Genomic DNA, 26759 nt, shown 5'->3' with positions numbered 1-26759 from the left:
AAGGCTATCGCTGCACTCGTTAAAACGAGCGCAAGCATTTTGTTAGAATTGCTCACTGTAAATAGATTTGGATCCTGTTCGGTAATGCTGAACAGGATTTTTTTGTTCCTATAAACCTCGCAGGTTTTTAAAACCTGCGAGGTTTGGACAATAAAAAAAGCAGCTACAAATTAATGCAGCTGCTTTAAAATCTATTTCCAGAATCCGCTTATTGCTGCGGACCCTGTTGTTGCGGAAAGAAAACCGACAGACGGCTTTCCAGTTCATTAAATGTTTTCTGTAGCTTATCGCTTAATTTATCCTGACCAGCAGCTTTAGTGGTCTTAATCATTCTATCCAGATAGTATAAACCGGTTTGGATATTCTGCGATCCTGTTAAACCTTTTGATTGTGAAATATCAGCAAGATAGTTTAATTCCTTTTGGATGTAATCGCCAGATTTATCCATAATATCATTAGCCCTTGCTGTTTCGCCCAATTTGTATAGGTTTTCGGCCATGTAGAATTTCACTACAACAGTACGGATACCAAAGAATTTATCAGTTGGCATTACTGCAAAATACTTATCCACTACTTTTTTCGCTTCATCAATTTTACCATCTTTAATCAGACTGTTTGTTAAGCTGCTGAAGATATTGGTAAAAATAAAAGTATCATCCGATGATTGTGGATCCAGGTATTTGGCAGTTTTCATATTGCCCCACTTAAATTTAGTCATCACGTTGTTGTACATTACAGGAGTATTTAACTGCTCTGGTTTATCCTCTGTTGCAGTAGTATCGGTTTTTAAAGGTAATAAGCGAAGTGCTAAACCTTCGCTGTATAAATACTTATCTAAACCGTTGTATTGCTCTGAAGGTACTGTAGAAGCAAAATAAATAGGGCGTTTCCAGTTGTTGTGTGCAAGGATATCGAACATGGCCAAAGTACCTTTGGTTACATAGCCTTTGTTAAATTTCCAGGCCACTTCTGTTGCAATTTTCGAAGCATCAGCAGCTGAGACCGTTCCTGTACTTACCACTTGTTGCGGATCTACCGTAATTTTAAGGTTCTTGGTAGGCAGGAAGTTCGATTTCGAACCATCCTGCATCGGTACCTTATCGCTTTCATCATTTGATAACAATAAATCAACCACGTTTTTAAGTTCGATACTGCCTGCAATTTTATAATCATCGTAAGGCATTACATCCCTTTCGCCCTGTACATACTGCTCAGGTTTCATGGTGATCGGCAACGGAGCCGATTCGTTCTGTTTCTGTCTTAAACCATTGATGTACCAATCTGTATCAAACAAACTTAAGTTTACAATACGCACATCCGGACGTACATTTTCTACTTCCTGGATATACCAAAGCGGGTAGGTATCGTTATCGCCATAGGTAAATAAGATGGCGTTTGGTGCACAAGATTGCAGGTAATCCAAAGCAATATCATGTGGAACCAATTTGGTAGAGCGGTCGTGGTCATCCCATCCCTGCTCGGCCATAATTACCGGTGCAGCCAATAAACCGATTACTGTAGCGCCGATGGCACCGGTAGTTGGCGTTAATTTTTTAAATAACCATTCCTTTATGGCAAGTGCCCCAAGGCCGATCCATATCGCAAAAGCATAAAATGATCCTACATAGGCGTAATCCCTTTCGCGTGGCTCTAATGGTTTTTGATTTAGATATAATACAATCGCAATACCTGTAAAGAAGAATAATAATGCTACTACGCCGGCATCTTTCTGGTTACGTTTAAAGTGCCAAAGTGCACCGATGATTCCCATAATTAACGGTAAAAAGAAAAAACGGTTATAAGCTTTGTTATCAACGGTTGATGGCGGCAAATGGCTCTGATCGCCACGTAACCACGAATCAATTGGTTTAATACCACTGATCCATTCGCCTTCAAAACCGCTTCCCTGGCCCTGCTCATCGTTCTGGCGGCCAACAAAGTTCCAGAAGAAATAACGCATATACATGTAACCGATCTGGTAACTGGCCAAAAAGCCAACATTATCAACCAGATTCGGGTTTTTTGAATCATCTAAGTGCATCCATTCTTTGTAAAAACCTGCATGACGGGCATCGTCGCTGAACATACGTGGCAATAAAGTGTTGTTATTATATTCGTAATCAGTTTTTTTACCGGCTACTTCATATTTTTCTTTACCTTTTCTCCAGATGGTTTTTCCACCTTCGGTTACACCTGTTCTTTCCGAATTATAGTTAGGTCCGTATAATAAAGGCCTATCGCCATATTGCTCACGGTTTAGATAGCTTAAGAAAGAGAAAGCATCTTTTGGTGCACTGTTATTTAAATTCGGGTCTGCTTTGGCCCTGATAATGATCATTGAGAAAGACCCGTAGCCAAAAATGATCAGCACAACAGAAAGTAAGCCTAAGTTTAATAATTTCTTTTGGTGTTTGATGGAATAACGGATTCCCCAAACCAACGCACCGATCAATAAAATAGCGAAGAATAAAACGCCGGTTCCGAAACCTAAACCTAAAGTGTTTACAAAGAAAAGATCGAAATAGGCACCGAACGAAACCAGGTACTGGATAATACCGTACTGGATTACTGCCAGGATTAAAATACCAATGATAAGTGTTTTGAAAATCCCTGCAGTTGTAGCCTTATCTGTTCTTTTAAAGTAATAGATAAAAGCAAGCGCCGGGATGGTTAATAAGTTTAACAGGTGGATACCGATTGATAAACCCATGATATAGGCAATAAACAACAACCAGCGATCGGCACGCGGCTCATCGGCATGTGCTTCCCATTTAAGGATTGCCCAGAAAACAATAGCGGTAAATAACGACGATTGTGCATAAACCTCCGATTCTACAGCCGAGAACCAGAAACTGTCTGAAAAAGTATAGGCCAACGCACCAACGGCACCTGCACCCATAATACTGATCAGTTTGCCTGTGGTAAGTTCTTCGCCGGCTTTTAACACCGTTTTTTTAGCCAATGCGGTAATTGTCCAAAATAAAAATAAAATAGTTGCTCCGCTCGATACGGCAGAACCTACGTTCATCCAGTACGCAATCCTGGTCAGATCTCCAGTAGCAAAGATGGAGAAGAAACGTTGGATCATTAAGAATAAAGGCGCACCCGGCTGGTGAACAACCTGCATCCTAAATGCCGATGCGATAAATTCGCCGCAGTCCCAAAAACTTGCAGAAGGCTCAAGGGTTAAAACGTAAGTTATTGTAGCAATTAAAAAGCAGATCCAGCCTACTATATTATTAACTTTTGAATAATTCATTGGTTTGTTTAATGATATTAAAAATTGTTTTCACATAAAAATGCTGCCGAAATTAACTATTCTAAGCGATAAAACAGGTAATTTTTTAGATTGATTTAACAATTTTTAACGGCCTAAGCCTGTTAACATCAAGGATTTTAATCTGTTTGAAATGAAAAACCCATAAGCAGAATATTAAAAACTGCCCATGGGTTAAAATTTAAAATGTTTTTATGCTAACCGGTTGCATAAGGGGTAAAACGGATAATCAGATCGTTGTACTGTTTTTCGAGGCCTTTGCTTAACCCATTCTGTTTAAATTCACCGGTTAATTTTACCATCTGGCCTAAAAACCCAAGGTAGAAACGTACATCCTGCTCTGCGGCCAGCTGGTTTTTGCTTTCGCTTACATCCGCGAGGTAGTTCAGTTCCTTATTTACATAATCGGCCGTTTTTTTGATCATCGCATTTGCACGGTTCAGGTCGTTTAAGCGGTAAAGGTTTTCGGTAAAATAATAGGTGCTCATTACCTGGCGCATGCTGTAAAACTTTGTAGGTATTACTTCAAAAAATTTATTAACCATTTTTTTGCTCTCGACAATTTTACCCTGGTTAATCATGTTATTTAATGCACCGTTAAACATACTTGAGATCCGTGTTACATCATCGGATGATTGCCTGTCGAGATGGTTTGCATTTTTAATATTTCCGTAAGCATAAACATTCATCAGGTTATTGTACAAAGGTTTGATGTTGATGCGTTCATAATCTTCGGTAATGGCAGTATCGGGTTTTAATGGCAGTAATCTTTTATTCAGCCCTTCCGAATAAAGGTATTTGTTTAAGCCGATATACTGCTCGTCGGGCATAGCACCGGTAAAATAAATCGGGCGTTCCCAATTGTTGTGCACCAAAATATCGAATAAGGCCAAAGTTCCTTTGGTAACATAGTTTTGGTTAAACGTCCATTCCATACTGCCTGCAATTTTGCCCGCATCTTCTTTTGGCACCGTACCGGTATCTAAAACCTGTTGCGGACTTACAGCCAGTTTCAGGTTTTTAGTAGGCAGCACGTTATATTTTGTTCCATCGTTCATGGTTACTTTGTCTTCGTCATGATCGGAGAGGAGGATGTCCAGAATTTGCTGTAATTCGATGTGCTGGGCTACTTTATAATCCTGGTAATACATAATATCCCTTGTACCTTCAACATATTGTTCGGGTTTTAAGGTAATGGGCAATGGAGCCGATTCGTTCTGCTTTCTACGCATACCGTCTATATACCAATCGGCAGTAAATAAACTCAGGTTTACCACGCGTACATCCGGACGTACGTTTTCTACCTCCTGTGCATACCAAACCGGATAGGTATCGTTATCACCATAAGTAAATAAAATGGCATTGGGTGCGCAGGATTTAAGGTAATTGACAGACATGTCTCTCGCTTCGTGACTATCAGAACGGTCGTGGTCGTCCCAACCCTGGTTGGCCATAATAACCGGCGCACAGCACATTGCAACAACCGAGGCAAAAATACCTGCCCGTGCGGGTGTTAATTTCTTAAATACCCAATCTTTTAATCCGAATACACCTAAGCCAATCCAGATCGCAAATGCGTAAAACGAACCTACGTAAGCATAATCCCTCTCGCGTGGCTCAATTGGCACGGAGTTGAGGTACACCACAATGGCAATGCCGGTAAAAACAAATAACAGGCCGATAACACCGGCATCTTTCTGGTTACGTTTAAAATGCCAAACCGCACCGATAAGGCCGATGATTAAAGGCAAAAAGAAAAACCTGTTGTAAGCTTTATTCTCGGTAATGGATGGGGGGAGATTTTTTTGGCTGCCCAACCTCATTGCATCTACAGGTTTAATACCGCTGAGCCAGGCGCCATCGGTGCCGCCAAACTGTCCGTCTTCATTATTTTTCCTGCCCACAAAATTCCACATAAAGTAGCGCATGTACATTTGCCCGGCCTGAAAAGAGAACATGTATTTTAAATTTTCTACAAATGTTGGTTTATGCTGATCATCAAAACCCATATAATTTTTGTAAAACCGCACATGCTCGGGTTTATCACTGTACATACGGGGCATTAAAGTTTTATCGGCAAAAACGTAGGCCGATTTTGTTCCGGCCGGTTCGTATTTTTTGTCGCCCTTGCGGAAGATTTTTCCTGTTTCCTTAATATCTATCTTTTCTGAATTGTAATTCTCTCCATAAAGTAAAGGTCTGTCGCCATATTGGTCGCGGCCTAAATACCTCGAAAGTGAAAATACATTATCTACATTATAATTGTTGAGGTTGGGTTTAGCCTGCGCCCTGATTACCAATAAGGCAAAAGAGCTGTAACCGAATAATAGGAGCACAGTAAACAATAAGATCAGGTTTAAGGCTCTTTTATTTCTGCGGATGGAGTAACGTATGCCGTAAACCAGGCTGCCGATTAATAACACCGCAAAAAACAATATACCTGTACCAAAACCCAGGTTCATGGTATTTACAAAAAAGTAATCGAAGCCCGCTGCAAGCGATATTACATACTGTATAATACCAAACTGTACCACGGCCAATGCTGCAATAGAAACCAAAAATACTTTTACAACACCTTGCCATTTTGGCGAAGGGTTCTTTTTAAAATAATAAACAAATATTAATGCAGGGATGGTAAGCAGGTTTAAAATATGCACGCCGATAGAAAGCCCCATAATATAAGCTACAAAAAGCAGCCAGCGGTCGGATTTTGGTTCGTCGGCCTGCGATTCCCATTTCAGGATGCCCCAAAATACCACAGCGCTGCAGAGTGATGACATGGCGTAAACTTCGGCCTCTACTGCAGAGAACCAGAAACTATCAGAAAAAGCATAGGCAAGGGCACCAACCAAACCCGCTCCAATAATGCCGATAGTTTGCTGTTGGGAGATTTCTTCGCCTTTTTTAACCACGGTTTTCTTTGCCAATGCCGTAATTGTCCAGAATAAAAATAAAATTGTACCTGCACTTGCAAGCGCAGATGCGATATTTATAAAGTAGGCTACTTTGGTTTTATCGCCAAAAGCCAGGGTAGAGAATATTCTTTGAATCATGGATACAATTGGGGCGCCGGGCTGGTGTACCACCTCCATTCTGAAGGCCGAGGAGATGAATTCGCCACAGTCCCAGAAACTTACGGATTGATCTAAAGTTAAAATGTAGGTAATTGCCGCAATGCCAAAGCAGAGCCAGCCCCCAATGGTGTTGATCCTAGAGTAATTCATAGTTTAATTTTTTGTCTTTGATAATAAATGATTTATGTGGTTCGCAGTAAAAAAAGTCGTATAAAAAAAGAAAATGTTGCATCGGATATAATCATTTTTTTATCTTTGCATCGCAAACAAAGAACAGCAGGAAAGAAATTAAAAATATTTTAAAATCACTCTTGCATAATTAAAATAAGGTTCCTACATTTGCATTCCCTTTCGAGGAGAATATCCTTGATAAATTTTGTCCGATAGTATAAGGGTAGTACAACGGTTTTTGGTACCGTTTGTCTTGGTTCGAATCCAGGTCGGACAACAGAAATTTAACGTCGGATCATGTTTAAATCTACATGATCCGATTTTTTTTAACCGTAAACTACACACGGACCATGCCATTGCAGTTTAACCCGGTAAAACTTTTTTCCGGAACAGGTTCTAAGGGATTATCACTTAAGATTGCCGAACATTACGGCAAACCACTTGGTAGCGTAACCATCCACAAATTCAGCGATGGCGAATTTCAGCCTTCTTTTGATGAGTCAGTCCGTGGTAGCGATGTTTTCCTCATCCAGTCTACTTATCAGCCCAGCGATAACTTAATGGAACTTTTGTTAATGGTTGATGCCGCTAAAAGAGCATCGGCACATTATATTACAGCAGTGGTTCCTTATTACGGTTTGGCCCGTCAGGATAGAAAAGATAAACCGCGTGTAGCAATCGGAGCCAAATTGGTGGCCAATTTATTGAAGTCGGCAGGTATCCACCGCATCATGACCATGGATTTACACGCTGCACAGATACAGGGTTTCTTCGATATTCCGGTTGATCACTTAGATGGATCGGTAATCTTTGTTCCTTATATCAAAAGCTTAGGCTTAAAAAACTTAACCATCGCATCGCCTGATATGGGCGGTTCGTACAGGGCACGTACTTTTGCCAAGTTTTTTAATGCAGAGGTAATTATCTGCGATAAACGCCGTAAACGTGCCAACGAAATCGAATCGATGTCGATTATTGGTGATGTTACCGGACAGGATGTAGTTTTGATTGATGATATCTGCGATACTGCAGGAACTTTATCAAAAGCTGCTGCCTTGATTATGGAAAATGGCGCTGCAAGTGTAAGAGCAGTTTGTACACATGCGGTATTATCTGGCAAAGCGATAGAAACAGTAGAAAATTCGGTATTAACCGAGCTGATTGTTACCGATACGATCCCGTTAAAGCAGGAAAGTTCGAAAATAAGGGTGTTAAGCACAGCAAGTTTATTTGCAAGGGCAATTGCCAATGTAAACGAACATGGATCGATTAGCGACCTGTTTAGGGTTTAGAGGGGTTAATTGTATAAACTGGTTAATCGGTTAATTGTGAGTTTTGTGCTCAGTTAACCAATTTAAACAATTAACCAGTTAACCAAAAAAGAGAATAATAAAAGTAGAAAGTAGTGTGTAAAAGGCTTCAAATCTTGATACCAGCTACTAAATACTTGATACTAATAAATAATAAAATAAATAAAAAATGAAAACAATCGCAATTAGCGGTTCTCCAAGAGAGAACGTAGGGAAACGCGATGCCAAGGAACTTCGTTACGAAGGTAAAGTTCCGGCGGTATTGTATGGTGGAAAAGAGCAACAACACTTAGCTGTGGTTATTGCTGATTTAAGAGATGTTATTTATACCCCGGAGGTTAACTTTGTTGAAATCAATGTTAATGGTGTTAAAACTAAAGCTATCGTAAAAGATACGCAGTATCACCCACTTACCGACGTATTATTGCACATCGATTTTCTTCAGTTGTTCGACGAGAAAGAAATCGTAATGGAAATCCCTGTAAAATTAACAGGAACTTCTCCAGGTGTTAAAATGGGGGGTAAATTGATTCAGAAATTACGTAAACTGCGTGTTAAAGCATTACCAGCTAACATGCCACAAAACGTAGAAGTAAGCTTAGAGAAATTAGAAGTAGGTAGCTTGTTCCGTGTTCGTGACCTTAAAGGTGATCAATACGTAATCACTAACACTCCTGAAGATACTATCGTTTCTGTCGCAATGTCTAGAGCATTAAAACAAGCAGAAACTGAAGCTGCTAAAGGTAAAAAATAATCAGGATTCTTAGGATTTCCTGATTTCAAGATGAAGCGTTTCGATTTAGGTCGGAACGCTTTTTTGTTTCATAAAGAATTTGATCGCCAAATGCTTAACGCTAATCGCCCAACTTTCCATAATCCATTTTCCATCTTCCATTAAACATTTTATCTTTGCGCCATGAAATATCTTATAGTAGGCTTAGGCAATATCGGACCTGATTATGCGCATACCCGACATAATATTGGCTTTGATATTGCCGATGAACTGGTTAAAGGTTTAGATGGTAGTTTCGAGAATATCCGCCTGGCATATTATTCGGAAGTGAGCTTTAAGGGCAAAAAACTGCATGTAATTAAGCCAACTACCTTTATGAATTTAAGCGGTAAAGCGGTTAACTATTGGATGAAGGAACTGAAGATAGCGCCAGAAAACGTGTTGGTAATTGTAGATGATCTTGCACTGCCATTGGGTAAGTTAAGATTAAAGCTACAGGGCTCGAGCGCTGGTCATAATGGCTTAAAAAGTATAGAAGAGGTTTGCGGCGGACAGAACTACGCACGCCTCCGCTTCGGTATCGGTAATGATTATCCAAAAGGTCGGCAGGTAGACTTTGTTTTGGGCTTATTTGATAAAAACGAACAATTAGAGCTCCCTGCGCTGATTGATAAAAGTGTAGAGCTGATTAAAAGTTTTGTTACTATTGGACCTACACATACGATGACCGCTTTTAATAAATAGGTTTTTGGGTTAATCGGTTAACTGTTTAAATTGGTTAATTGGGCATTACACTAGTTCATTAGGCATAGGTTGATTTGTCCTCACCCAATCCGTCATTGCGAACTGAAGGGCCGGGTAGCTAGCGTGAAGCAATCTTTTTTATAGTTCATTGGTCATTTGTAAATTGGGTCATTGGTTAACTATTCATGCTGTCATCCTGAGCGTAGCGAAGGATCTTTTCCCTGCGCCATACAACCCAAAATAGCATTACTACCTGTGCCACCTAAACCCGATCGAAGTGGTTCCGATGCCTAATCAATAGCTTGTATTTTACAGTAACCGGCATCGGATTAACGGAGAGCGGGACTGAATTGACCCAAAAGCATCTGCATCTGATTTCCAAAAAATAAATCAGTTTTTTGGTGTTTGGTGAGCCACCAAACATGGAGCAGGTGAGAAACTAAGTATAAGAAAGATGCTGAAATAAATTCAGCATGACGAATCGCATGAGATAATGGTGAAAAAAAAAATGCAACTAAACAAAAAAAAGACCATCTTTCGATGATCTTTTAATAAAATATAGTTAGTTAATGATTATTTAACTTTTTCCTGCGCTCTTGCAATGTAAGCATCAATTAATTGCGCTTCTGCACTTTCAGGATATTGTGTTTTAACTTTGGTATAAGCATCAACTGCACCTTTAAAATCGTTTTGGTTTTCGTTAACCAAACCAAGTTTTTTCAAAAACATAGGTGAAGTAAATTTACTTGCTTTATCAGCTGCTTTTTTATAGTAAGTTGCCGCTTGTTTAAAATCTTTCAATTCGCTGTAAGCATCACCCAATAAACCTAAAGCCAATGGATCTGCAACCGGACTGCCTGTAGCGCTATATTTGCTTAACGATTCGATTGCCTGTTTGTATTCGCCTTTACGTAAATAGATACCACCTAAATAAAGGTTAGCCAGATTTGCCGATTTTGTATTATCATATTCTTTGGCAATCTGCTCAAATCCCGGATATCCGCTTTCGCCTTTAACTGCTTTGTTCGATAGTGAATCCACACCAACATATTGTTCGGCTTTGTACATTTTGCTGGCGGCTTCTTCAGCACGGCCTTTTAAATACACGCCTTGATACCAAAGATATATTAACACCAATAATACTACAGCGCCTGCTATGAAAAGTAAGCTCTTATTATTCTCCTGTAAAAATGAACCTTTTTTGGTTGATTGAATTGTCTGGTTATCTGTTGTAGACATGTTTGTTTAAAAAATTTAAGATTGCAAAAATACATTTTTCAATCAAAGTATCAACCTTTATTTTGAAGTATTTAATTAATCATTAGTTATTTAGGGGCGCAGATTATAAAATAGCTGCAACAATTAGCGCAGTAGGCTAATTAAGGTGTTAAACCACGTTTGGTTGTCGCTAAAAATACCGGTATGGTTAATTACCAGATATACCGTTTGGCTTTCTGAGCGGCTAATGGTTGATCTGATCCTGATAGGCTGCCAGAACAAACCGAAGTTTTTGGCCGACGAAGCCGGAAAAAGGTCATCAAAACCCATGTAAACCTCTTCTATATTGGAGAGTGGAACCTCCAACTGCTCATCTCCGGTAATAAATAAACCGTTTGATGCCAATAGAATATTGCCTTCATGATTATGTTGAGGCGTTAAGAAAGAGAAGAAATTAGCTATTTTCTTGAACCAGCTCGAACTTTTCTCGGTAAGTTCGTGATCGTATGACCACAGCACATTACCTTCTAACATTTTTTGTGCAACCATTTAAATATTTTTCCTTGCTATGAAAGTACAATTTTTTTAAATGTTATTAACGTTAATTTTAAACAATGGATGTTTAGAGGCTAAAAAACGGTAAATTTGTGACATATTTATGTGGTTAAAAAACATTACCCTTCTAAATTTTAAGAACTATAGCGATGCAGACCTCCGTTTTTCTGAAACTGTAAACGTTTTTACGGGTAATAACGGTTCGGGCAAAACCAATATGCTCGATGCCATCCACTACCTCTGTCTATGTAAAAGTTACTTTAACCCGATCGATAGTCAGCAGATTAAAACCAGCGAAGAGGTGTTTATGATCCAGGGTGATTTTGACCGTAACGAAAAAAACGAAAAAATCTCCTGCGGTGTAAAGCGTAACCAGAAGAAACAGTTTAAACGCAATAAAAAGGAATACGATAAACTGGCCGATCATATTGGCCTTTTTCCGGTGGTGATGGTTTCGCCCTACGATGTAAACCTGATTATGGAAGGCAGCGAGGAGCGGCGGAAATTTATCGATAACGTAATTTCGCAAACCGATGCGCATTATCTTGATCAGCTCATTACCTATAACCGCATTCTTTTAAACCGCAATGCCTTATTAAAACAGATTGCGATCACGCGGAAATACGACCCTACACTGCTCGAAATTCTGGATGAGCAGTTGGTTATTTCGGGCAATAAAATTTTTGCCATCCGTAAAGCCTTTATGGATGAGTTTATTCCGCTGTTTAACCAATATTATACCTACCTTACCGAAAATAGAGAAACGGTTGAACTGAATTATCAATCGCAGTTAAACGACAGTGGTTTTGAGGAGCTGCTTAAAAAGTCAGTAGAGAAAGACCGTGTACTGGAGCGTACTACAACAGGTATCCATAAAGACGAACTCGCTTTTGTAATCAGCGGGATGCCTTTAAAGAAATTTGGTTCGCAAGGACAGCAGAAATCTTTTTTAATTGCCTTAAAAATTGCCCAATATGCTTATCTGGCCAAAAACAAAGGGTTTAAACCTTTATTGTTGTTGGATGATATTTTTGATAAGCTCGACGATCACCGTGTTCAAAAACTGATGCAGATGGTTTCGCATCACGATTTTGGACAGATATTTATTACTGATACTGGAAGAGAAAGGGTAAAATCAATTTTTGAAAAAATAGAAGTTGATGTAACTTTGTTTGAAGTTGATAACGGAACGATACAAAATGCGTAAACCCAATGATGTTACTGTAAAAGATGCCATCAGCAAATTGCTGGATGTATACCGTTTGCGCCGGAAGTTTGATGAAACTTCGATTTTATCGGTGTGGCCGGAAATTATGGGTACCGCGATAGCCAACCGTACCAAACAGATTTATATTTATGATAAAAAACTGTTTTTAAGGATAGAATCGTCTGTAATTAAAAACGAACTGATTATGGTACGCCAGGGCATTATCCAAAAACTGAACGAACATGCCGGCAGCGAAGTAATTACCGAAATGATATTTTTGTAAGTAAAATAAAAGGGCACCAGTTTAAAACTTATGCCCCTTATATTTTGGTAAGGACTAAGACTCTCGACTTAGGACTTAGGACTCAAGACTAACTCTTCCCTCCTCCGAAAATCTTGGCGAAAATCCAGATCAGCAGTGCTACCACTACCACCACTACAATAACGCCCACCCAAACGCCGGCTTTAAATATACCTTCTACAAGTTCACAACTGCTTAAGGTAGTGCATAAAAATGCGATCAATGCTAAAGGAAGTACTTTTTTCATATTCATGTTAATTTGTAATAGCTAACATCGAATACTTAAGAAAGTTTTAAGCAAAGGCTTATTTAGCGTGGATCTAAAGAGAAAACGTCATCTCAATTACTCGTGGTGTTGGATGTTGCCATCCGACACTCTGCTAAATCTTTTTTGAACAGACTTCATTAAAGCGCGTCTCGACTAAAGCGCAGTCCCGAATTTCCGGGAGAGATATCTATCTTGCATGAAAGACCCTGACCGCGAAGCAGCTATTAGACAATAAAAAACAATAGAAACAGCTAATAAAACAAGTTCAGGGTGACGACTCTCAAGACTAATCGTCATCTCGACCGAAGCGCAGTGGAGTGGAGAGATCTACCTCGAGACAGATTTCTCGACTGCGTTGCACTCCGCTCGAAATGACGAGTTTTGGGTTATAAAAAAAAATCGCCATCTCTACTGTAACGCAGCGAAATGACGATTTTTTTTGGAAATTATTTAAGATGGCCAACTTTACATCATCCATCAAACATTTTCCATTTTACCTCACAAATCTATTTTCCGTTAACCTTTAACAGCTCAACCTCGAAAATCAAAGTGCTGTAAGGAGGAATATCTGCACCTGCGCCACGTTCGCCGTAAGCCAGATTATAAGGGATAAAGAATTTGTATTTAGAACCAGCTGGCATTAACTGTACACCCTCTGTCCAACCTGGAATAACACGGTTAAGTGGGAAAGAAATAGGTTCACCTCTATCATAAGAGCTGTCAAACTGTTTTCCGTTTAATAATGTGCCTTTATAGTGTACCAATACCGAATCGGTAGCCACTGGTTTAACGCCTGTTCCGGCGGTTAAAACCTCGTACTGTAAACCACTTGCAGTTGTTTGTACGCCTGCACGTTTTTTGTTCTGTTCTAAGAACTCCTGTCCTTCTTTCATAATAGGTCCGTATTTAATTTTATTTGCTTCAGCTTCTGCTTTGTTTTTTACCAGCGATGCTTTAGATAATGCTTCGTTGATACACTGTTGTGCCTGTTGTTGCGTTAATATTGCTTTGCCACCCGTAAAAGCATCTTTTAAGCCTTTAAGTAGTACATCGTAATTTAAGGTAGATAAACCTGTTGTTTTTAAGCTGGCGCCGATAGAAGTACCAAAGGCATAACTGGTAGAATCTAAGGTAGATTGCAGGCCACCCATTTTTAAAGTTGATGTTTTGCTTACTGTGGTCGGTTTCTTGGCAGCAGGTCTTTTTGCTGCTGTTTTGGTTTGCGCATAAGATGCAACAGCGATACCTGATAAACATACCGCTAAGAAAATTCTTTTCATTATTTATTTTATAGTGTTGAGTTATTTTTAAGGCCGAAAGATACAAAATAGATAAAACAATAAAACCCCGAATTTTCGGGGTTTTAAATAAATATCGTGTTCTTAAAAATTAGAAACGTTCGTCTGCTTTGAAGAAGAAGTTACCTTCAATTTCAGCATTCTCATCAGAATCTGAACCGTGAACCGCGTTTGCATCGATAGATTTTGCATATTTCTGACGGATTGTACCTTCTGCAGCTTCAGCAGGGTTGGTAGCACCGATCAGTTTTCTGAAATCTTCGATCGCGTTGTCTTTTTCCAAAATAGCGGCAACAATTGGTCCTGATGACATGAAGCTTACTAAATCTTTGTAGAAAGGACGCTCAGCGTGTACTGCGTAAAACTGACCAGCAGTTTCGTCGGTAAGTTTGGTATATTTTAATGCAATGATTTTAAAACCTGCATTGGTAATGTCGTTAATAATCGATCCGATGTGGCCGTTTGCTACTGCATCTGGCTTAATCATGGTAAAAGTTCTGTTAGTGCTCATTGTGCTTTGATATCAAATTTTTTGCAAAAATACGTTTTAATTGATGAATAAGCAATATCCTTCGTTTTAAGATTGAGAAAGGGATTATCCGCCGAATTTAGGTTCAATAATCCCGGCTTTTAACCACGGATGTAAACAGATAACCACGGATTTTATTTGTTTGTATCCCCCCTGAACGGCAGGGCAGGCTTTTTATCAGAAGTTAAATATATCTAACGGGCTAACTTAACAGAGTTGTCCCATAATCCCACTAATCCCAAGTCTTTTCCTATACTACATGATCCTGTTGATCCTAAAATCCTTCAATCCTGTTACGTGATCCTGTTAATCCTAAAATCCTTTAATCCTATTCTAAATTTACTTAGCTTTGCTGCTCGAAAAATATATGCTTACACTAACTGAATTAAAAACATTATTGGCTACGCCACAACGGATTGTGATCACTACGCATCATAAACCAGATGGCGATGCAATGGGGTCGTCGCTGGGATTATATGGATATTTGATTCAGAAAGGCCATCATGTAAGGGTAATAACCCCTACTGATTATCCTACTTTTTTACACTGGATGCCCAACAACGGCGATGTAATTATTTTTACAGAACAGCAGGAGCAGGCAGCCAAGTTGGTGGATGAGGCCTCTATCATTTTTTGTCTTGATTTTAACACTTTAAGCCGTATCAACGAACTGGGTGAACTGGTAAGGGCGGCAGGTGCCAAAAAAATCATGATCGACCACCACCTCGAACCAGAGGATTTTGACGATTACCGCCATTGGGATATCAATGCCTGTGCAGCTGCACAATTGGTTTACGATTTTATTGTGAACCAGTTGGAAGACAAGGCAGGAATCAATAAAGATGTGGCTTCGTGCCTTTATACAGGCATTATGACCGATTCGGGATCTTTCCGTTTCGAATCTGCAACATCAGAAGTTTACCGCATTGCCGCAAACCTGATTGATTTAGGTGCCGAACATTGGAAAATCCATCAACTGGTATACGATAATGCCAGCGAAAACCGTTTGCGTTTTTTAGGTTATTGCCTATCGAACAAATTGGAGGTTTTAAGAGAATACAATACCGCTATTATTTGGGTTACTAAAGAAGAGCTGGCCCAATACCACAGTGCAACCGGTGATACCGAAGGCGTGGTAAATTATGCATTATCAATTAACGGAATCCGGTTGGCCGCTTTGATCATCGAACGTACCGATAAGGTTAAGTTATCAGTGCGATCAACGGGCGATTTTCCGGCTAACGAGATCTGCAAGAAATATTTTAACGGTGGCGGACATAGAAATGCAGCAGGTGGTGCATCAGAAAAACCATTAAATGATGTGGTTAACGAATTTAAATCGATATTAGCAGAATATAAAGAGCAATTGATCGCCTAAGGGCAATAAATAAACAATAAAACTTAAAAAAGTCAAATTAATAAATGAAAAAGGGAATTATTATTCTAGCAGCAGCCACTTTAGGCTTAGCGGCATGTAAACAAGAAAAAAAGGGCGCAGGTGGCTTATTGTATACCATCCACCACTCGGCAGGTAGCGAAAAAATCAAGGAAGGTGATATCGTTAAAATGAACTTTATCCAAAAAAATGGTAAAGATTCTATTTTATCAAACACTTTCGATAGCGAAACCCCAGCAGTATTCCCTGTACAGAAAAAAATGTACGCTGGTGATATGAACGATGTATTAACCTTGTTCGGAGAAGGCGATAGTGCTACTTTTAAAATAGACCTGGATACTATGGCTTTCCATAGCAAACAACCAAAACCAGAGCAGTTTAAAAATGATAAATACCTTACTTTTACTGTAAAAGTTGAAAAAGTATTCAAGAAAAAAGCTGGCGAAGCTGATTCTACATTTAACAAAAGAGCAACTGAGTTTTTCCAGGCCGACTACAAAGCTACTTCTGAGAAAAAGAAAGCTGCAGAACCTGCTAAATTGAAAGCTTATTTAGAAGATACCAAATTGGCAACAAAAACTACTGCCAGTGGTTTACACTACATTATCGAAAAACCAGGTAGTGCCGAAAAACCAGCTTTGGGCGATACAGTATTAATTGATTATACCGGTAGGGTTACCAAAAAAGGTAAAGATGGTAAATACAAAATCTTCGATACAAGCGACGAGAAATTGGCTAAAGCAGAAAACGAATTTAAAGTGGGAAAACCTTATGGTCCACAAAAAATGCCTGTTGGTGGTACAATCCCAGGATTTACCGAAGCTTTACAGTTAATCGGTAAAGGTGGTAAAATCAAAGTAATTATCCCTTCTAACTTAGGTTATGGCGAGCAAGGCGCACCACAGGTTGGTATCATGCCTTTCAGCCCGATTGCTTTCGATCTTGAAATTAAAGACATTATTAAAGGAAAACCAGCTCCGGCTGCTCCAGCTGTCCCAGTATCAGCAGTTCCGGTTCCAACAACCAAAAAATAATTTTTTTAAATAATATTTAGAAATCCTGCTTATTCAGTTAAGCAGGATTTTTTTTGGCCTTTTTTTTGACGCTGAACAAAGAAATAAAACTTTACAAAGATTTATAAAAGCTTATTATCGTCTATCTTTGTAGCAATCTAATAAAATGGACCAAAATCCTGAAATAGGATCAAGATCTGTTTTTAATAAAAATACTAATGAAAAAAGGAATAATTATGCTCTTGGCAGCAGCACTTGGTTTAGCTGCCTGCAACAAATTCGAAAAGGGTGAAGGGGATATGACTTACAAGATCTATAAAAGTGAAGGTAAGCCAAAAATCCAGGATGGTGATTATGTAAAGTTAAACGGTGTGCAAACCGTCGAAACCAATACCAATCCCGATTCGGTAATGGTAAATACCTACGATAACGAACGCCCTGCGTTTTTTGCCATCAGTAAATCGATGTTTAAAGGCGATCTGGCTTCGGGACTTAAACTGCTTGGCGAAGGCGATAGCGCGGTTTTTAAACTGAACCTGGATTCGATGGAGAAATACTCCGGTCAGCCTAAACCAAAAGGCCTAAAATCGAACATTGCTTCCTTTACCATTAAAATTGAGAAGGTATTGCACAAGGGCAAAGACGCTGATTCTATTTTCGAAGCCAAGAAAAGACTTTTCTTCGAAGCAGAGTATAAAGCGCTGAACGAAAAAAACAAAACAGTAGAGCCTGCTAAAATAGCAAAATATGTTGCCGACAACGGTTTAAAGGTAAACACTGCACCATCGGGCCTGCAGTATGTAATTTCTGCTCCGGGCAATTCCGAAAGGGCAGCTTTAACCGATACCGTGTTAATGGATTATACCGGCCAGTTTACGAATAAAAAATCGAACGGAGCCATTAACGTTTTCGACACCTCTGATGCTAAAATTGCAAAAGAGGCCGGAATTTTCTCTGAAAGTGTACAGTATGTGCCGCGTAGTTTACCACTTGGGCAATTGCCGCAAGGTGTTATCCAGGGCATTCAGTTAATAGGTGTTGGTGGAAAAATTAAAATGATTTTACCATCAAGACTGGGCTTCGGCGAAAATGGTGGTGGACCGATCAATCCATTTACGCCCTTGGTGTTTGATGTAGAATTGAAAGGTATCATCAAGCCAAATGCAGCTGCGCCATTGGCTAAATAAAAAATAAGACCTCGCAGGTTTTTAAAACCTGCGAGGTCTTTTAATTTAAACCCAATTTTTAAAAGGCTTAACCGTTAGGTTAGAATTATAGTATTTTTCTTCTTCGGTTACTTCTTTAGCTACCCAATCAGGCAGATCGAAAGTTTCATCTTCGCTTTCCAGTTCTATTTCTGCCACAATCAGGCCTTTATTGTCGTCCGAAAATACATCCACTTCCCAAAGTTTACCGCTGAATTCAATTTCGTAACGGGTTTTGGAAAGTTCCGAAACCGAAAAGTTATCCAATAATTCTGTGGCTTCGGTAACCGGAATTTCGTACTCATATTCTAACCGGCTTGCGCCAATGGTTTGACCTTTTATGGTTAAAAATCCTTTGGTTTCAGTGGCTCTTACCCGTATCGTTTTATCTTTATCGGTTAACAGGTAACCCTGTCTCAAAAGTTTTCCCACCGGTTTGTTCAGGTTATCCCACTTAGTCTGATCGATTAAAAACTTGCGCTCTATTTCTTTTCCCATTTTATCTTGCCCTTTTCTGTAAATCTGCAACAGGCATGCTGATCAATCTTCCGATAGGTTGTTTGCCACGGTAGGTAATAACGCGTAACATGCTGGCATCTTTAGGTACCTGTAAGGCTGTTGCGTATTTCGGGTAAAAACGGTCGGGCGTAGAGTTATCAAAACTGTAGTAAATGTCTAAACCATCAATTTCTGTGGTCAGTTCTATCATCAATTGTTTGTCGACACTGCGTTTTACAGTAAAAATAGGATCATAAATGGCCGGCGAATATTTAATTTCAGCCAAATCCAAACGTTTAAAATGCTGTTGTGTGCGGTCTACAAAATTTGTCCAGTTCTTCTTTTCAATTGGGCTCCAGATTGATTCGGCAATGGCAAATGCACGCGGATAAACCATATATTCTACCTGGCGGAAGGTGAAAATCTGCTCGGTCCAAAGGTTTGCCTGCCCGCCGATTACGTATTGTGCATTTACACCTGCCGGAACAGGATTAAACTGATAAGCTTTATTTAGCCTTAACGAGGCATAAACTTTTGGCTCTGTAATTACGTCGGCCTGCATATAATCCAGATAGGCAAATTCGGTGGGGCTCATCACTACATTGTGTTTCTCGTTGGCGGCCTGGATACCATATTTCATGCCTCTCCAGCTCATTACAGATGCTGTTGGCGATACACCACCGTCCAAAATTTCATCCCAGCCCATAAATTTCTTGCCTTTGGCCACTACAATCTGTTCTACACGTTTTTCGAAATAGGCCTGCACCTGCGGAATGGTTTTTAACCCTTCGCGTTGCATTAATGCTTTTACCTGATCATTTTTCTCCCAAAAGTTATGTGAAGCCTCATCGCCGCCCATATGGATGTATTCGAAAGGGAAAAGCTGGGCAATTTGTGTAATTACGGTATCCAGAAAGCCATAAACTTTCTCGTTCGCCGGACAAAGGGTATTATCAACCAAAGCAATTGGTGGCGCACCGCGGCTCCAGTCCATAATTTTTTCGCCCGAGCGTACTTTATAATTTACCGCATCAGGTGTGCACGATAATTCTGGGTATGATGCGATAATAGCCAAACTGTGCCCCGGCACATCAATTTCGGGTAATATGTTTACAAAACGCTCCTGCGCATATTGAACAAGTTCTTTAATATCCTCCTGGGTATAAAAACCACCGTAAGTGCGGGGTTCATCAGGGGTGGGTGGAATAAAATCGCCAAATGTTCCTGTTTTTTTAACGCTCCATGCACCAATTTCGGTTAGTTTTGGCAAACCTTTGATTTCGATCCTCCAACCTTCATCATCTGCAAGGTGTAAATGCAGTAGGTTGAATTTATAGCGCACCATATCATCAATAAACTGTTTTACTTCCTGTTTGGTGAAAAAGTGGCGGGCTACATCAAACATCAGGCCTCTCCAGCCTAATTTCGGATAATCTACCACATCTACACAAGGTGCTTTCCATTTTACATCATTTACCAGTTCCTTACTTTCTATTTCAGCAGGGAAAAGCTGAAGTAAAGATTGAACGCCGTAAAAAATACCTGCCGGTTGGTTGGCGGTAATCACGATCTGGGTAGGATTAACGTTCAGTTTATAACCTTCTTTACCCAATTGGTTATCATCCTGTGTATTTAAAATCAGTTTGATGGTAGGGTGGGCTGAACTGTTTACCGAGCTTACAAATTTGCCTGTGGCAGTAGTAACGCGGTCAGACAGGTAAGCGATTGATTGTTTTAACTCCGCGCTTTTAGTTGCCTGTATAATTACATTTTCGGGCAGGGTAAAGGTTCCTGCCTTTTTCATCAAGGATACAGGCTCGGGTATAATGGCAATCGGTGTTTGTACAACCGTACTTTCAGCATCGCCGGTTTCGGTTTCTGTAACAATGTTTTGAGCGAAGTTGCTGGCTGCAGCGAAACAGCAGGTGATGATCAGGAATAATTTTTTCATTAAAATAATTAAAGCGGATTAACCGGATAAGTATAATCCGCAATTTATTAAAAAAGATTTAATTTGAGCAATTGGCAGAGAGTAAAGGGCATAGGGAATTGAAGACCAGCTACAGAGCTGAGCAATTAACCAAAGTCTTTTATTGAGCTTCTTTTCTTAAGAATGAGGTTTGGTAGGTAAATTTACAAAAACTGTTTCAACCATTCTTTAGCTTTTTCATCATCGGTAAATGATTTTATCGGAATAGGCGGTTTTTGAAGCTTAAAAAGGATCTTCATAATTAATTGTGCCAAACCGGGTTTAGATACCATTGCCATTGCTGTATAAATATTGGGGAGTTGTTCAGTCGAGAATTTTCGTGTTTCTTTATCAGGAACAGGAGAGTTTTTCAGGTAAATTAACAATGGAACCTTTTTGTTGTTAGTGATTTTTTTCACCAGCGCAACATTTACCGAAATATTTTCTACTGTACGCATGATGCTTTTACTATATGAAATAAGTATTCCGGCATCGGTAAGTACATAATCAGCTATTTCACCCTCAATTAGCGGGTTATCTACATCATTTCCCATTTTATCCCCTTAAATGATAGCCCTTTGGTTTAGTGAAAGCCCTTAATCCCTGATGTGATAATGTTGCGCCAATGCCCGAATGTTTTCTACCGCTCCACGGTAATGCTGCACTAACACGGTCGCAGCAGTTCCAATAACCCGATCCGGCATCCAGCTGAGCCAGTATTTTTTCGGCCTTTGCCTGATCTGCGGTATAAACCGAAGCGGTTAAACCATAACTGGTATCCTGCATCATTTTTATGGCTTCGGTATCATCGTGTACTTTCATGATACCAATAATGGGCCCAAAACTTTCTTCCTGCATCACCAGCATATCATTGGTTACATCGGTTAAAACGGTAGGCTCGAAATAGTAACCTTTACCCTCAACGGCTTTACCGCCGGTAAGTAACCTGGCGCCTTTGTTTAAGGCATCCTTCACCTGGTTTTCCAATACTAAGAGCTGCTCTTTCCTTGTTAAAGCACCCAAGTATACGCCATCGGTTGTGGGTAAACCGGTTTTCCAGCTATTAACTTCAGTAACAAATGCATTTAAGTAAGTTTCGTAATTCTTTTCATGAACGTAAATCCGTTCTACAGCACAGCAGCTTTGTCCGTTGTTGTAAAATGCTCCGTCTGCGGTGCCAATGGCTGTAGAAACCACATCAGCAATATCTTCGGCAACGTATAGCGGATCTTTTCCGCCGAGTTCCAATTGGCAGGGAACCATTTTCGCAGCCACTTTTTCGTAGATGAATTTTCCTGTTCTGTACGATCCGGTAAAGAAATAGCCGTTAAAATCCATTTCTAATAAAGCTGCTCCGGTTTCTTTTGCGCCGATGGCAATTTGAAAAACATCATTAGGAACACCCGCCTGTTTTAGTAGTTTTTCGATCTGAAGGCCCGTTAAGGTGGCATATTCGGAGGGCTTATACATTACCGCATTTCCACTTAATAAGGCTGGAATAAAAACATTTACACCAACCAGGTATGGGTAATTCCATGCTGAAATATTGCAGATCACACCCAATGGCTCGTACCTGATCACTTCTTTTAAACCAGGTTCATCAACCATTATTTCATCAGCCAGGTATTTTTCGGTATTGGCTAACATCCATTTAATGCGTGCCCTTGCTCCGTTAATTTCATTACGCGATTGTTGCAGGGGTTTGCCAACTTCGCTGGTTAATATCGCCGCGAGTTCTTCTGTTTTGGCCTCAAGCAAGCTGCTGAATTTCTCTACAACGGATATTCTTTCGCCGAGTGTTTGCTCTGTCCATGCTGGCTGCGCTTTTTTTAGAATATCGAATTTAGCTTCAAGTGCAGATGGGGTATCTTCGTTTAAAACCGTTATAATTTCTTCTGTTGCTGGATTGATGATCTGCATTTTTAATGTGATTTGGGGATTAAAGTGATTACACAGATTTAAGTTTGTTATTTAATTTTATCGCATTAATAAAAGCCTCGTGTATGTTTTTGCTAAATGGCCCATACTGATCTTTTAAACGTTCGGGATGCCACTGCACAAACAACAGAAAAGATTTTCCCTCGGGTGCTATCCTTTCCATTGCTTCGGCAACGCCGTCAGGCGAAATCGCGCTTACCACGAGCCCTTTTCCGGTTTTATCGGAGCTTTGGTGGTGATTGCTGTTTACCAAACCTTTATCGGTATTTACAATCCTATTTAGCCATGAAGAAGGATTAACGGTAATTTCGTGGTAGCGATCTGATTTATCGTGCATTTTGGAATGGTCGAATTTTCCCCAGGTAGGTATATCGGGGATTAGTGTGCCACCAAAAAATACGTTGCCTACCTGTATGCCACGACAAATGCCCAAAACGGGGATTGCATTGGCTTCGGTATAGGTTAAAACCTCAAATTCAAATTCGTCACGTTTTTCGTCAATATCATCATCGTAACAATAAGGATAATATTCGGGCTGATTGTAAAAACGAGGATGTACGTCTTCTCCACCAGTTAAAACAATACCCTGGCATTTTTTGATCTCATCGAAATTATTAAGCTTGTATCCGAGCTGTATTACTTCTACATTTTTATTATAGGATAAAACCCAGTTGCGGTAAATATCGAACTTACTGCAATCGGTAACCCCAATTATTATTTTATCAGACATATTATTTTATTACACAGATTTTTCTTTCAGTTTGATTGCACCGATTTTGGGATTGCACTGATTTTAAGGTATTTTAATCCTGAAATCCTATAATCATTACATCTTGATCTAAAGCGCGTTTAAGTACAGTTGTTTAAAATCTTCCCTGCTTACGGGTTTTGGATTATTTGGATGTGCAAAATCTGCAAAAGCCAAATCAGCCAGTGTTTCTATATGTTCATTTTTAACGCCAATATCACTCAATTTATGCGGAATATTCACTTTGGTATTTAAATCGAACAGGTATTTTACAACCGCTTCGCCACTTTCATCCTTAAGTTCCAAAGTTCGGGCAATTTTTTTAAAACGATCTTCAAAACCAGTAATATTAAACTGCATTCCATAAGGGATATTCACCGCGTTGGCCAAACCATGGTGGGTATCTAAAAGCGAAGAAAGCGGATGTGCCAGCGAATGCACCACACCTAAACCTTTCTGAAAGGCAATGGCACCCATCATCGAAGCCATCAGCATTTTACTGCGGCTTTCCAGATCAGGCTTATTTGTGGCCCTTTCGAGTGAATCTTTGATCAGCGAAATACCCTCCAATGCAATTCCATCACACATGGGGTGGAAGTTTTTGGCCAGGTAAGCTTCCATGTTATGTGTAAGGGCATCCATCCCCGTTGCAGCGGTAATAAACGGCGGTAAATCCATCGTTAACTCCGGATCTGCAAAAACTATCTGCGCCATTAATTTGGGCGAGAAAAGGATTTTTTTCTGATGGGTTTCATCATCTGCGATAATGGCACTTCGGCCCACTTCGCTTCCGGTACCTGAGGTGGTTGGAATGGTAATAAAATGCGGAACATCGTTGGTTACGTAAATATCGCCACCAATAAGGTCGTCATATTTGAATAAATCTTCGCGGTGGTTAATACGGAGCAAAATTGCACGGGCAACATCGAGCGCAGCACCACCGCCAATACCCACAATACTATCGCGGTGGGTGGCATCCCAAACATCGGTACCTTTGTAAACATCGCTTTTTACGGGGTTTTTGTGGATATTGTTAAAAACCTCTACAGAAATATTTTTTGATTTTAAATCATCTACAATTCTTTTAAAAAACGGAAGTTCAGCAATGGTAGGGTCGGTAACAATTAATGGAGCTTTTAAATTGTGTTTAGTTAAGTAAGCAGGTAACTCTTTTACGGCACCTGCACCGAAACGGATAGTTGTCGGGAAATTAAACTGGTGGATTTTATCAAATATCATAACACTTATTTTATCTTTTGTTTTCTCAAGTTGCGTCATGCTGAATTTATTTCAGCATCTATCCTGTAAAAGATTCTGAATCAGGTTCAGAATGACGACTACAAATATTTCAGCATGATGGTTCTATAATTAAATAATCTCTAAATATCTTTTCAGTTCCCAATCGGTTACTACTTTTGCGTATTGTTTACATTCCCATTCGCGGGTCATGGTAAAGTGATCAACGAAATCTGCACCCAATAGTGTTGCGGCCAGATCAGAATTTTTCATTTTTTGGGTGGCTTCGAATAAATTGCGGCTTAACACACCGTTTGATAGGTCGGTATATCCGTTTCCTGGGGTTGCTGGTTGTGTTAACTCCAGCTTGTTTTTAACACCATACATCCCGGCAGCTAAACAGGCCGAAAGTGCTAAGTAGGGGTTAGTATCCGAGCCTACTATGCGTGCTTCTAAACGCGAAGCCTTTTTACTTCCCGGTAATGCCCGTAATGCGGTTGTACGATTATCAATGCCCCAGGTTACTGTGGTGGGTGCCCATGCACCTTCTACCAGGCGTTTATAACTGTTAATGGTAGGTGCAATCATAGGTAAAATGTGGGGCAGGCAATGTAACTGACCAGCAATATAACTTTTCATTATTCCGCTGATTTTATCGGGCTCTTTTTCATCATAAAAAAGATTGGTTTTATTGTTTTTATCCCATAAGCTCTGATGCACATGACCGCTACAGCCGGGTAAATTTTCACTTATTTTAGCCATAAATGTGGCCAGGATGCCATGTTTGTATGCAATCTCCTTTACAGCCGTTTTAAATAGAATGGCCTGATCGGCCGCCTGCAGCGCTGGAGCATATTTAATCGCGGCTTCGTAAACACCCGGACCAGTTTCGGTATGTAAACCTTCAATAGGGATATCAAATTTATTAAGCAGTTCGAACAGATCGCTCATAAATGCATTCTGATAGGTACTTCTTAAAATAGAATAACCGAACATACCGGGACTTAAAGGTTTTAAATTGGTAAAGCCTTTTTCGTGTACGGTTTCTGGTGTTTCTGAAAAGTTAAACCATTCAAATTCCTGTGCAAAAAGTGGAGAAAATCCCTCTTGTTCACATTCTGCGATCAGCTTTTTTAACAATTGCCTCGGGCAAACATCATTTGCACGTTCCTGATCGTCAATAAAATCGCCAAGAAAAAAAGGGACATCATTTTCCCAGGGAATTTTCCTGAAAGTGCTTAAATCTATTTTAACCTGCGCATCCGGATAACCGGTATGCCAGCCTGTGTATTTTCCGTTTTCGTAGGCTACATCATTTGCATCCCATCCAAAAGTTACATCACAAAAACCTAAACGGCCTTCAACCAGTGAAGCAAATTTTTCGGCAGCAACATATTTTCCCCTTAAAATGCCGTCGATATCGGCAACGGCTAATTTTACTTTTCCGGATGGATGATTTTTTACGTAATCAAGAATTTCTTTGCTCGTACTCATTAATCTGCCTTTTTAAAAATTTTGTATAGTAGAAATATGCCTAAAACAATGCCTGAGTAAATTAAACCTAATTTAAGGTTATAAATCAGCATTGCGATAAAAGAAACACATGAAATAATTAACGCAATGATGGGAAACAGGGGATAAACCGGAGTTTTAAAAGGCCTAACCATTTCGGGTTTGTTTTTTCGCAATACCATTACCGCTACCATCGAAATGATGTACAAAGTAAGCGCCCCAAAAACAGAAATGACAATAATTTCGGCGGTTTTGCCAGATAAGAGTGCGATAATACCAATTACCATATTACCGATTAATGCATTGGCAGGCGTTTGGAATTTTGGTGAAATTTTACCCAAAATTGCCGGAATACTTTTTACCCTTCCCATTTCGTAAGTAGAACGTCCGGCGGCCAGAACCAATCCGTGAAATGATGCCACCAAACCGAACAGGCCTACGGTTATAAGCAAGTGGTACATTAGATGGTTATCGCCGGTAATCATCGAAAGGGCGAGGGGCAGCGGCGAATCGGAAGTTTCGCCAGATTTCCCGTTTTTGTATACAATGGCTTCCCAAC

22 protein-coding genes and 1 pseudogene are annotated in these 26759 nt (G+C 39.8%); 8 read left to right on the top strand and 15 right to left on the bottom strand.

All coding sequences use genetic code 11. The annotated features are described in order from the left end of the window. Window positions 1-208 precede the first annotated feature (208 nt). Together B2V92_RS21770 and B2V92_RS21765 are read right to left on the bottom strand one after the other, a co-directional pair. Window positions 209-3259: a DUF2723 domain-containing protein gene (locus B2V92_RS21770; RefSeq protein ID WP_293312107.1), complete on the bottom strand. Its 3051-nt coding sequence runs from the start codon at window positions 3257-3259 to the stop codon at window positions 209-211. A 215-nt stretch (window positions 3260-3474) separates the two neighbouring features. Further along, window positions 3475-6501, bottom strand: a complete 3027-nt coding sequence (locus tag B2V92_RS21765; protein ID WP_293312106.1) for a DUF2723 domain-containing protein — start codon at window positions 6499-6501, stop codon at window positions 3475-3477. A 371-nt stretch (window positions 6502-6872) separates the two neighbouring features. On the opposite strand from B2V92_RS21765, the gene B2V92_RS21760 reads away from it, so the two are divergent. The 3 genes from B2V92_RS21760 (at window position 6873) to pth (ending at window position 9309) form a co-directional block, all read left to right on the top strand. Beyond that, the gene (locus B2V92_RS21760; RefSeq protein WP_113950349.1) at window positions 6873-7814 is read left to right on the top strand and encodes a ribose-phosphate pyrophosphokinase; all 942 of its coding nucleotides are present in this window, start codon (window positions 6873-6875) and stop codon (window positions 7812-7814) included. Window positions 7815-8001: 187 nt separating this feature from the next. Then, window positions 8002-8586: a 50S ribosomal protein L25/general stress protein Ctc gene (locus B2V92_RS21755; protein WP_293312105.1), complete on the top strand. Its 585-nt coding sequence runs from the start codon at window positions 8002-8004 to the stop codon at window positions 8584-8586. 162 nt (window positions 8587-8748) lie between these two features. Then, complete coding sequence (gene pth / locus B2V92_RS21750) at window positions 8749-9309, top strand: aminoacyl-tRNA hydrolase (RefSeq protein ID WP_293312104.1); 561 nt, start codon at window positions 8749-8751, stop codon at window positions 9307-9309. Window positions 9310-9882: 573 nt separating this feature from the next. Here the strand turns inward: pth and B2V92_RS21745 are convergent. Continuing rightward, window positions 9883-10548, bottom strand: coding sequence for a tetratricopeptide repeat protein (locus tag B2V92_RS21745; RefSeq protein ID WP_293312103.1), 666 nt, complete (start codon window positions 10546-10548; stop codon window positions 9883-9885). Window positions 10549-10671: 123 nt separating this feature from the next. Then, window positions 10672-11076: a hypothetical protein gene (locus B2V92_RS21740; RefSeq protein ID WP_293312102.1), complete on the bottom strand. Its 405-nt coding sequence runs from the start codon at window positions 11074-11076 to the stop codon at window positions 10672-10674. Between the two features lie 109 nt (window positions 11077-11185). Between B2V92_RS21740 and recF the strand changes: the two genes are divergently transcribed. Further along, a complete protein-coding gene (gene recF / locus B2V92_RS21735) occupies window positions 11186-12289 on the top strand; it encodes a DNA replication/repair protein RecF (RefSeq protein ID WP_293312101.1) in 1104 nt (367 codons plus the stop codon). After that, window positions 12282-12572 (top strand): DUF721 domain-containing protein, encoded by a 291-nt coding sequence (locus tag B2V92_RS21730; protein ID WP_293312100.1) that lies wholly within the window; start codon window positions 12282-12284, stop codon window positions 12570-12572. The genes recF and B2V92_RS21730 overlap by 8 nt, the downstream gene beginning before the upstream one ends. Window positions 12573-12660: 88 nt before the next feature. Here B2V92_RS21730 and B2V92_RS21725 read toward each other — a convergent pair whose 3' ends face one another. The 3 genes from B2V92_RS21725 to B2V92_RS21715 all read right to left on the bottom strand — a co-directional run bounded on the left by B2V92_RS21725 (window position 12661) and on the right by B2V92_RS21715 (window position 14667). Then, entirely contained in the window at window positions 12661-12837 is a 177-nt protein-coding gene (locus B2V92_RS21725) for a hypothetical protein (RefSeq protein ID WP_167437814.1), read from the bottom strand. Between the two features lie 527 nt (window positions 12838-13364). Continuing rightward, window positions 13365-14138, bottom strand: a complete 774-nt coding sequence (locus B2V92_RS21720) for an FKBP-type peptidyl-prolyl cis-trans isomerase (RefSeq protein ID WP_293312099.1) — start codon at window positions 14136-14138, stop codon at window positions 13365-13367. 109 nt (window positions 14139-14247) lie between these two features. Then, the gene (locus B2V92_RS21715) at window positions 14248-14667 is read right to left on the bottom strand and encodes a nucleoside-diphosphate kinase (RefSeq protein ID WP_025144153.1); all 420 of its coding nucleotides are present in this window, start codon (window positions 14665-14667) and stop codon (window positions 14248-14250) included. 385 nt (window positions 14668-15052) lie between these two features. Between B2V92_RS21715 and B2V92_RS21710 the strand changes: the two genes are divergently transcribed. From B2V92_RS21710 to B2V92_RS21700, 3 genes are all read left to right on the top strand, one after another. After that, a complete protein-coding gene (locus tag B2V92_RS21710) occupies window positions 15053-16063 on the top strand; it encodes a DHH family phosphoesterase (protein WP_293312098.1) in 1011 nt (336 codons plus the stop codon). Window positions 16064-16107: 44 nt separating this feature from the next. Further along, window positions 16108-17115 (top strand): FKBP-type peptidyl-prolyl cis-trans isomerase, encoded by a 1008-nt coding sequence (locus B2V92_RS21705; RefSeq protein ID WP_293312097.1) that lies wholly within the window; start codon window positions 16108-16110, stop codon window positions 17113-17115. Window positions 17116-17312: 197 nt separating this feature from the next. Then, the gene (locus B2V92_RS21700; RefSeq protein WP_293312096.1) at window positions 17313-18281 is read left to right on the top strand and encodes an FKBP-type peptidyl-prolyl cis-trans isomerase; all 969 of its coding nucleotides are present in this window, start codon (window positions 17313-17315) and stop codon (window positions 18279-18281) included. A 45-nt stretch (window positions 18282-18326) separates the two neighbouring features. Here B2V92_RS21700 and B2V92_RS21695 read toward each other — a convergent pair whose 3' ends face one another. From B2V92_RS21695 to B2V92_RS21660, 8 genes and pseudogenes are all read right to left on the bottom strand, one after another. Beyond that, complete coding sequence (locus B2V92_RS21695) at window positions 18327-18797, bottom strand: CYTH domain-containing protein (RefSeq protein WP_293312095.1); 471 nt, start codon at window positions 18795-18797, stop codon at window positions 18327-18329. Between the two features lies 1 nt (window position 18798). Beyond that, window positions 18799-20748 carry a beta-N-acetylhexosaminidase gene (locus tag B2V92_RS21690; protein WP_293312094.1) on the bottom strand — a complete coding sequence of 650 codons (1950 nt, stop codon included), beginning with the start codon at window positions 20746-20748 and terminating at the stop codon, window positions 18799-18801. A gap of 182 nt (window positions 20749-20930) precedes the next feature. Then, entirely contained in the window at window positions 20931-21320 is a 390-nt protein-coding gene (locus B2V92_RS21685; RefSeq protein ID WP_293312093.1) for an STAS/SEC14 domain-containing protein, read from the bottom strand. Window position 21321: 1 nt separating this feature from the next. Next, window positions 21322-22686: an aldehyde dehydrogenase family protein gene (locus B2V92_RS21680; protein ID WP_293312092.1), complete on the bottom strand. Its 1365-nt coding sequence runs from the start codon at window positions 22684-22686 to the stop codon at window positions 21322-21324. A gap of 28 nt (window positions 22687-22714) precedes the next feature. Next, window positions 22715-23434 (bottom strand): gamma-glutamyl-gamma-aminobutyrate hydrolase family protein, encoded by a 720-nt coding sequence (locus B2V92_RS21675; protein WP_293312091.1) that lies wholly within the window; start codon window positions 23432-23434, stop codon window positions 22715-22717. 108 nt (window positions 23435-23542) lie between these two features. Then, window positions 23543-24691: an iron-containing alcohol dehydrogenase gene (locus B2V92_RS21670; RefSeq protein ID WP_293312090.1), complete on the bottom strand. Its 1149-nt coding sequence runs from the start codon at window positions 24689-24691 to the stop codon at window positions 23543-23545. 129 nt (window positions 24692-24820) lie between these two features. Next, window positions 24821-26182: a glutamine synthetase family protein gene (locus B2V92_RS21665; RefSeq protein WP_293312089.1), complete on the bottom strand. Its 1362-nt coding sequence runs from the start codon at window positions 26180-26182 to the stop codon at window positions 24821-24823. Beyond that, window positions 26182-26759: pseudogene (locus B2V92_RS21660) on the bottom strand (amino acid permease); the annotation flags it as partial. The pseudogene B2V92_RS21660 and the gene B2V92_RS21665, both read right to left, overlap by 1 nt.

Source organism: Pedobacter sp. UBA5917 (assembly GCF_002432345.1).
GTDB lineage: Bacteria > Bacteroidota > Bacteroidia > Sphingobacteriales > Sphingobacteriaceae > Pedobacter.
The sequence above is the reverse complement of the archived record's forward strand: the minus strand, read 5'-3'. Positions and strand labels throughout refer to the sequence as shown.

What these genes read in the sequence shown, in the direction of transcription:
- B2V92_RS21770 (WP_293312107.1), bottom strand. Translation starts at nt 3,259, where the DNA reads ATGAATTATTCAAAAGTTAATAATATAGTAGGCTGGATCTGCTTTTTA.
- B2V92_RS21765 (WP_293312106.1), bottom strand. Translation starts at nt 6,501, where the DNA reads ATGAATTACTCTAGGATCAACACCATTGGGGGCTGGCTCTGCTTTGGC.
- B2V92_RS21760 (WP_113950349.1), top strand. Translation starts at nt 6,873, where the DNA reads ATGCCATTGCAGTTTAACCCGGTAAAACTTTTTTCCGGAACAGGTTCT.
- B2V92_RS21755 (WP_293312105.1), top strand. Translation starts at nt 8,002, where the DNA reads ATGAAAACAATCGCAATTAGCGGTTCTCCAAGAGAGAACGTAGGGAAA.
- pth (WP_293312104.1), top strand. Translation starts at nt 8,749, where the DNA reads ATGAAATATCTTATAGTAGGCTTAGGCAATATCGGACCTGATTATGCG.
- B2V92_RS21745 (WP_293312103.1), bottom strand. Translation starts at nt 10,548, where the DNA reads ATGTCTACAACAGATAACCAGACAATTCAATCAACCAAAAAAGGTTCA.
- B2V92_RS21740 (WP_293312102.1), bottom strand. Translation starts at nt 11,076, where the DNA reads ATGGTTGCACAAAAAATGTTAGAAGGTAATGTGCTGTGGTCATACGAT.
- recF (WP_293312101.1), top strand. Translation starts at nt 11,186, where the DNA reads ATGTGGTTAAAAAACATTACCCTTCTAAATTTTAAGAACTATAGCGAT.
- B2V92_RS21730 (WP_293312100.1), top strand. Translation starts at nt 12,282, where the DNA reads ATGCGTAAACCCAATGATGTTACTGTAAAAGATGCCATCAGCAAATTG.
- B2V92_RS21725 (WP_167437814.1), bottom strand. Translation starts at nt 12,837, where the DNA reads ATGAAAAAAGTACTTCCTTTAGCATTGATCGCATTTTTATGCACTACC.
- B2V92_RS21720 (WP_293312099.1), bottom strand. Translation starts at nt 14,138, where the DNA reads ATGAAAAGAATTTTCTTAGCGGTATGTTTATCAGGTATCGCTGTTGCA.
- B2V92_RS21715 (WP_025144153.1), bottom strand. Translation starts at nt 14,667, where the DNA reads ATGAGCACTAACAGAACTTTTACCATGATTAAGCCAGATGCAGTAGCA.
- B2V92_RS21710 (WP_293312098.1), top strand. Translation starts at nt 15,053, where the DNA reads ATGCTTACACTAACTGAATTAAAAACATTATTGGCTACGCCACAACGG.
- B2V92_RS21705 (WP_293312097.1), top strand. Translation starts at nt 16,108, where the DNA reads ATGAAAAAGGGAATTATTATTCTAGCAGCAGCCACTTTAGGCTTAGCG.
- B2V92_RS21700 (WP_293312096.1), top strand. Translation starts at nt 17,313, where the DNA reads ATGAAAAAAGGAATAATTATGCTCTTGGCAGCAGCACTTGGTTTAGCT.
- B2V92_RS21695 (WP_293312095.1), bottom strand. Translation starts at nt 18,797, where the DNA reads ATGGGAAAAGAAATAGAGCGCAAGTTTTTAATCGATCAGACTAAGTGG.
- B2V92_RS21690 (WP_293312094.1), bottom strand. Translation starts at nt 20,748, where the DNA reads ATGAAAAAATTATTCCTGATCATCACCTGCTGTTTCGCTGCAGCCAGC.
- B2V92_RS21685 (WP_293312093.1), bottom strand. Translation starts at nt 21,320, where the DNA reads ATGGGAAATGATGTAGATAACCCGCTAATTGAGGGTGAAATAGCTGAT.
- B2V92_RS21680 (WP_293312092.1), bottom strand. Translation starts at nt 22,686, where the DNA reads ATGCAGATCATCAATCCAGCAACAGAAGAAATTATAACGGTTTTAAAC.
- B2V92_RS21675 (WP_293312091.1), bottom strand. Translation starts at nt 23,434, where the DNA reads ATGTCTGATAAAATAATAATTGGGGTTACCGATTGCAGTAAGTTCGAT.
- B2V92_RS21670 (WP_293312090.1), bottom strand. Translation starts at nt 24,691, where the DNA reads ATGATATTTGATAAAATCCACCAGTTTAATTTCCCGACAACTATCCGT.
- B2V92_RS21665 (WP_293312089.1), bottom strand. Translation starts at nt 26,182, where the DNA reads ATGAGTACGAGCAAAGAAATTCTTGATTACGTAAAAAATCATCCATCC.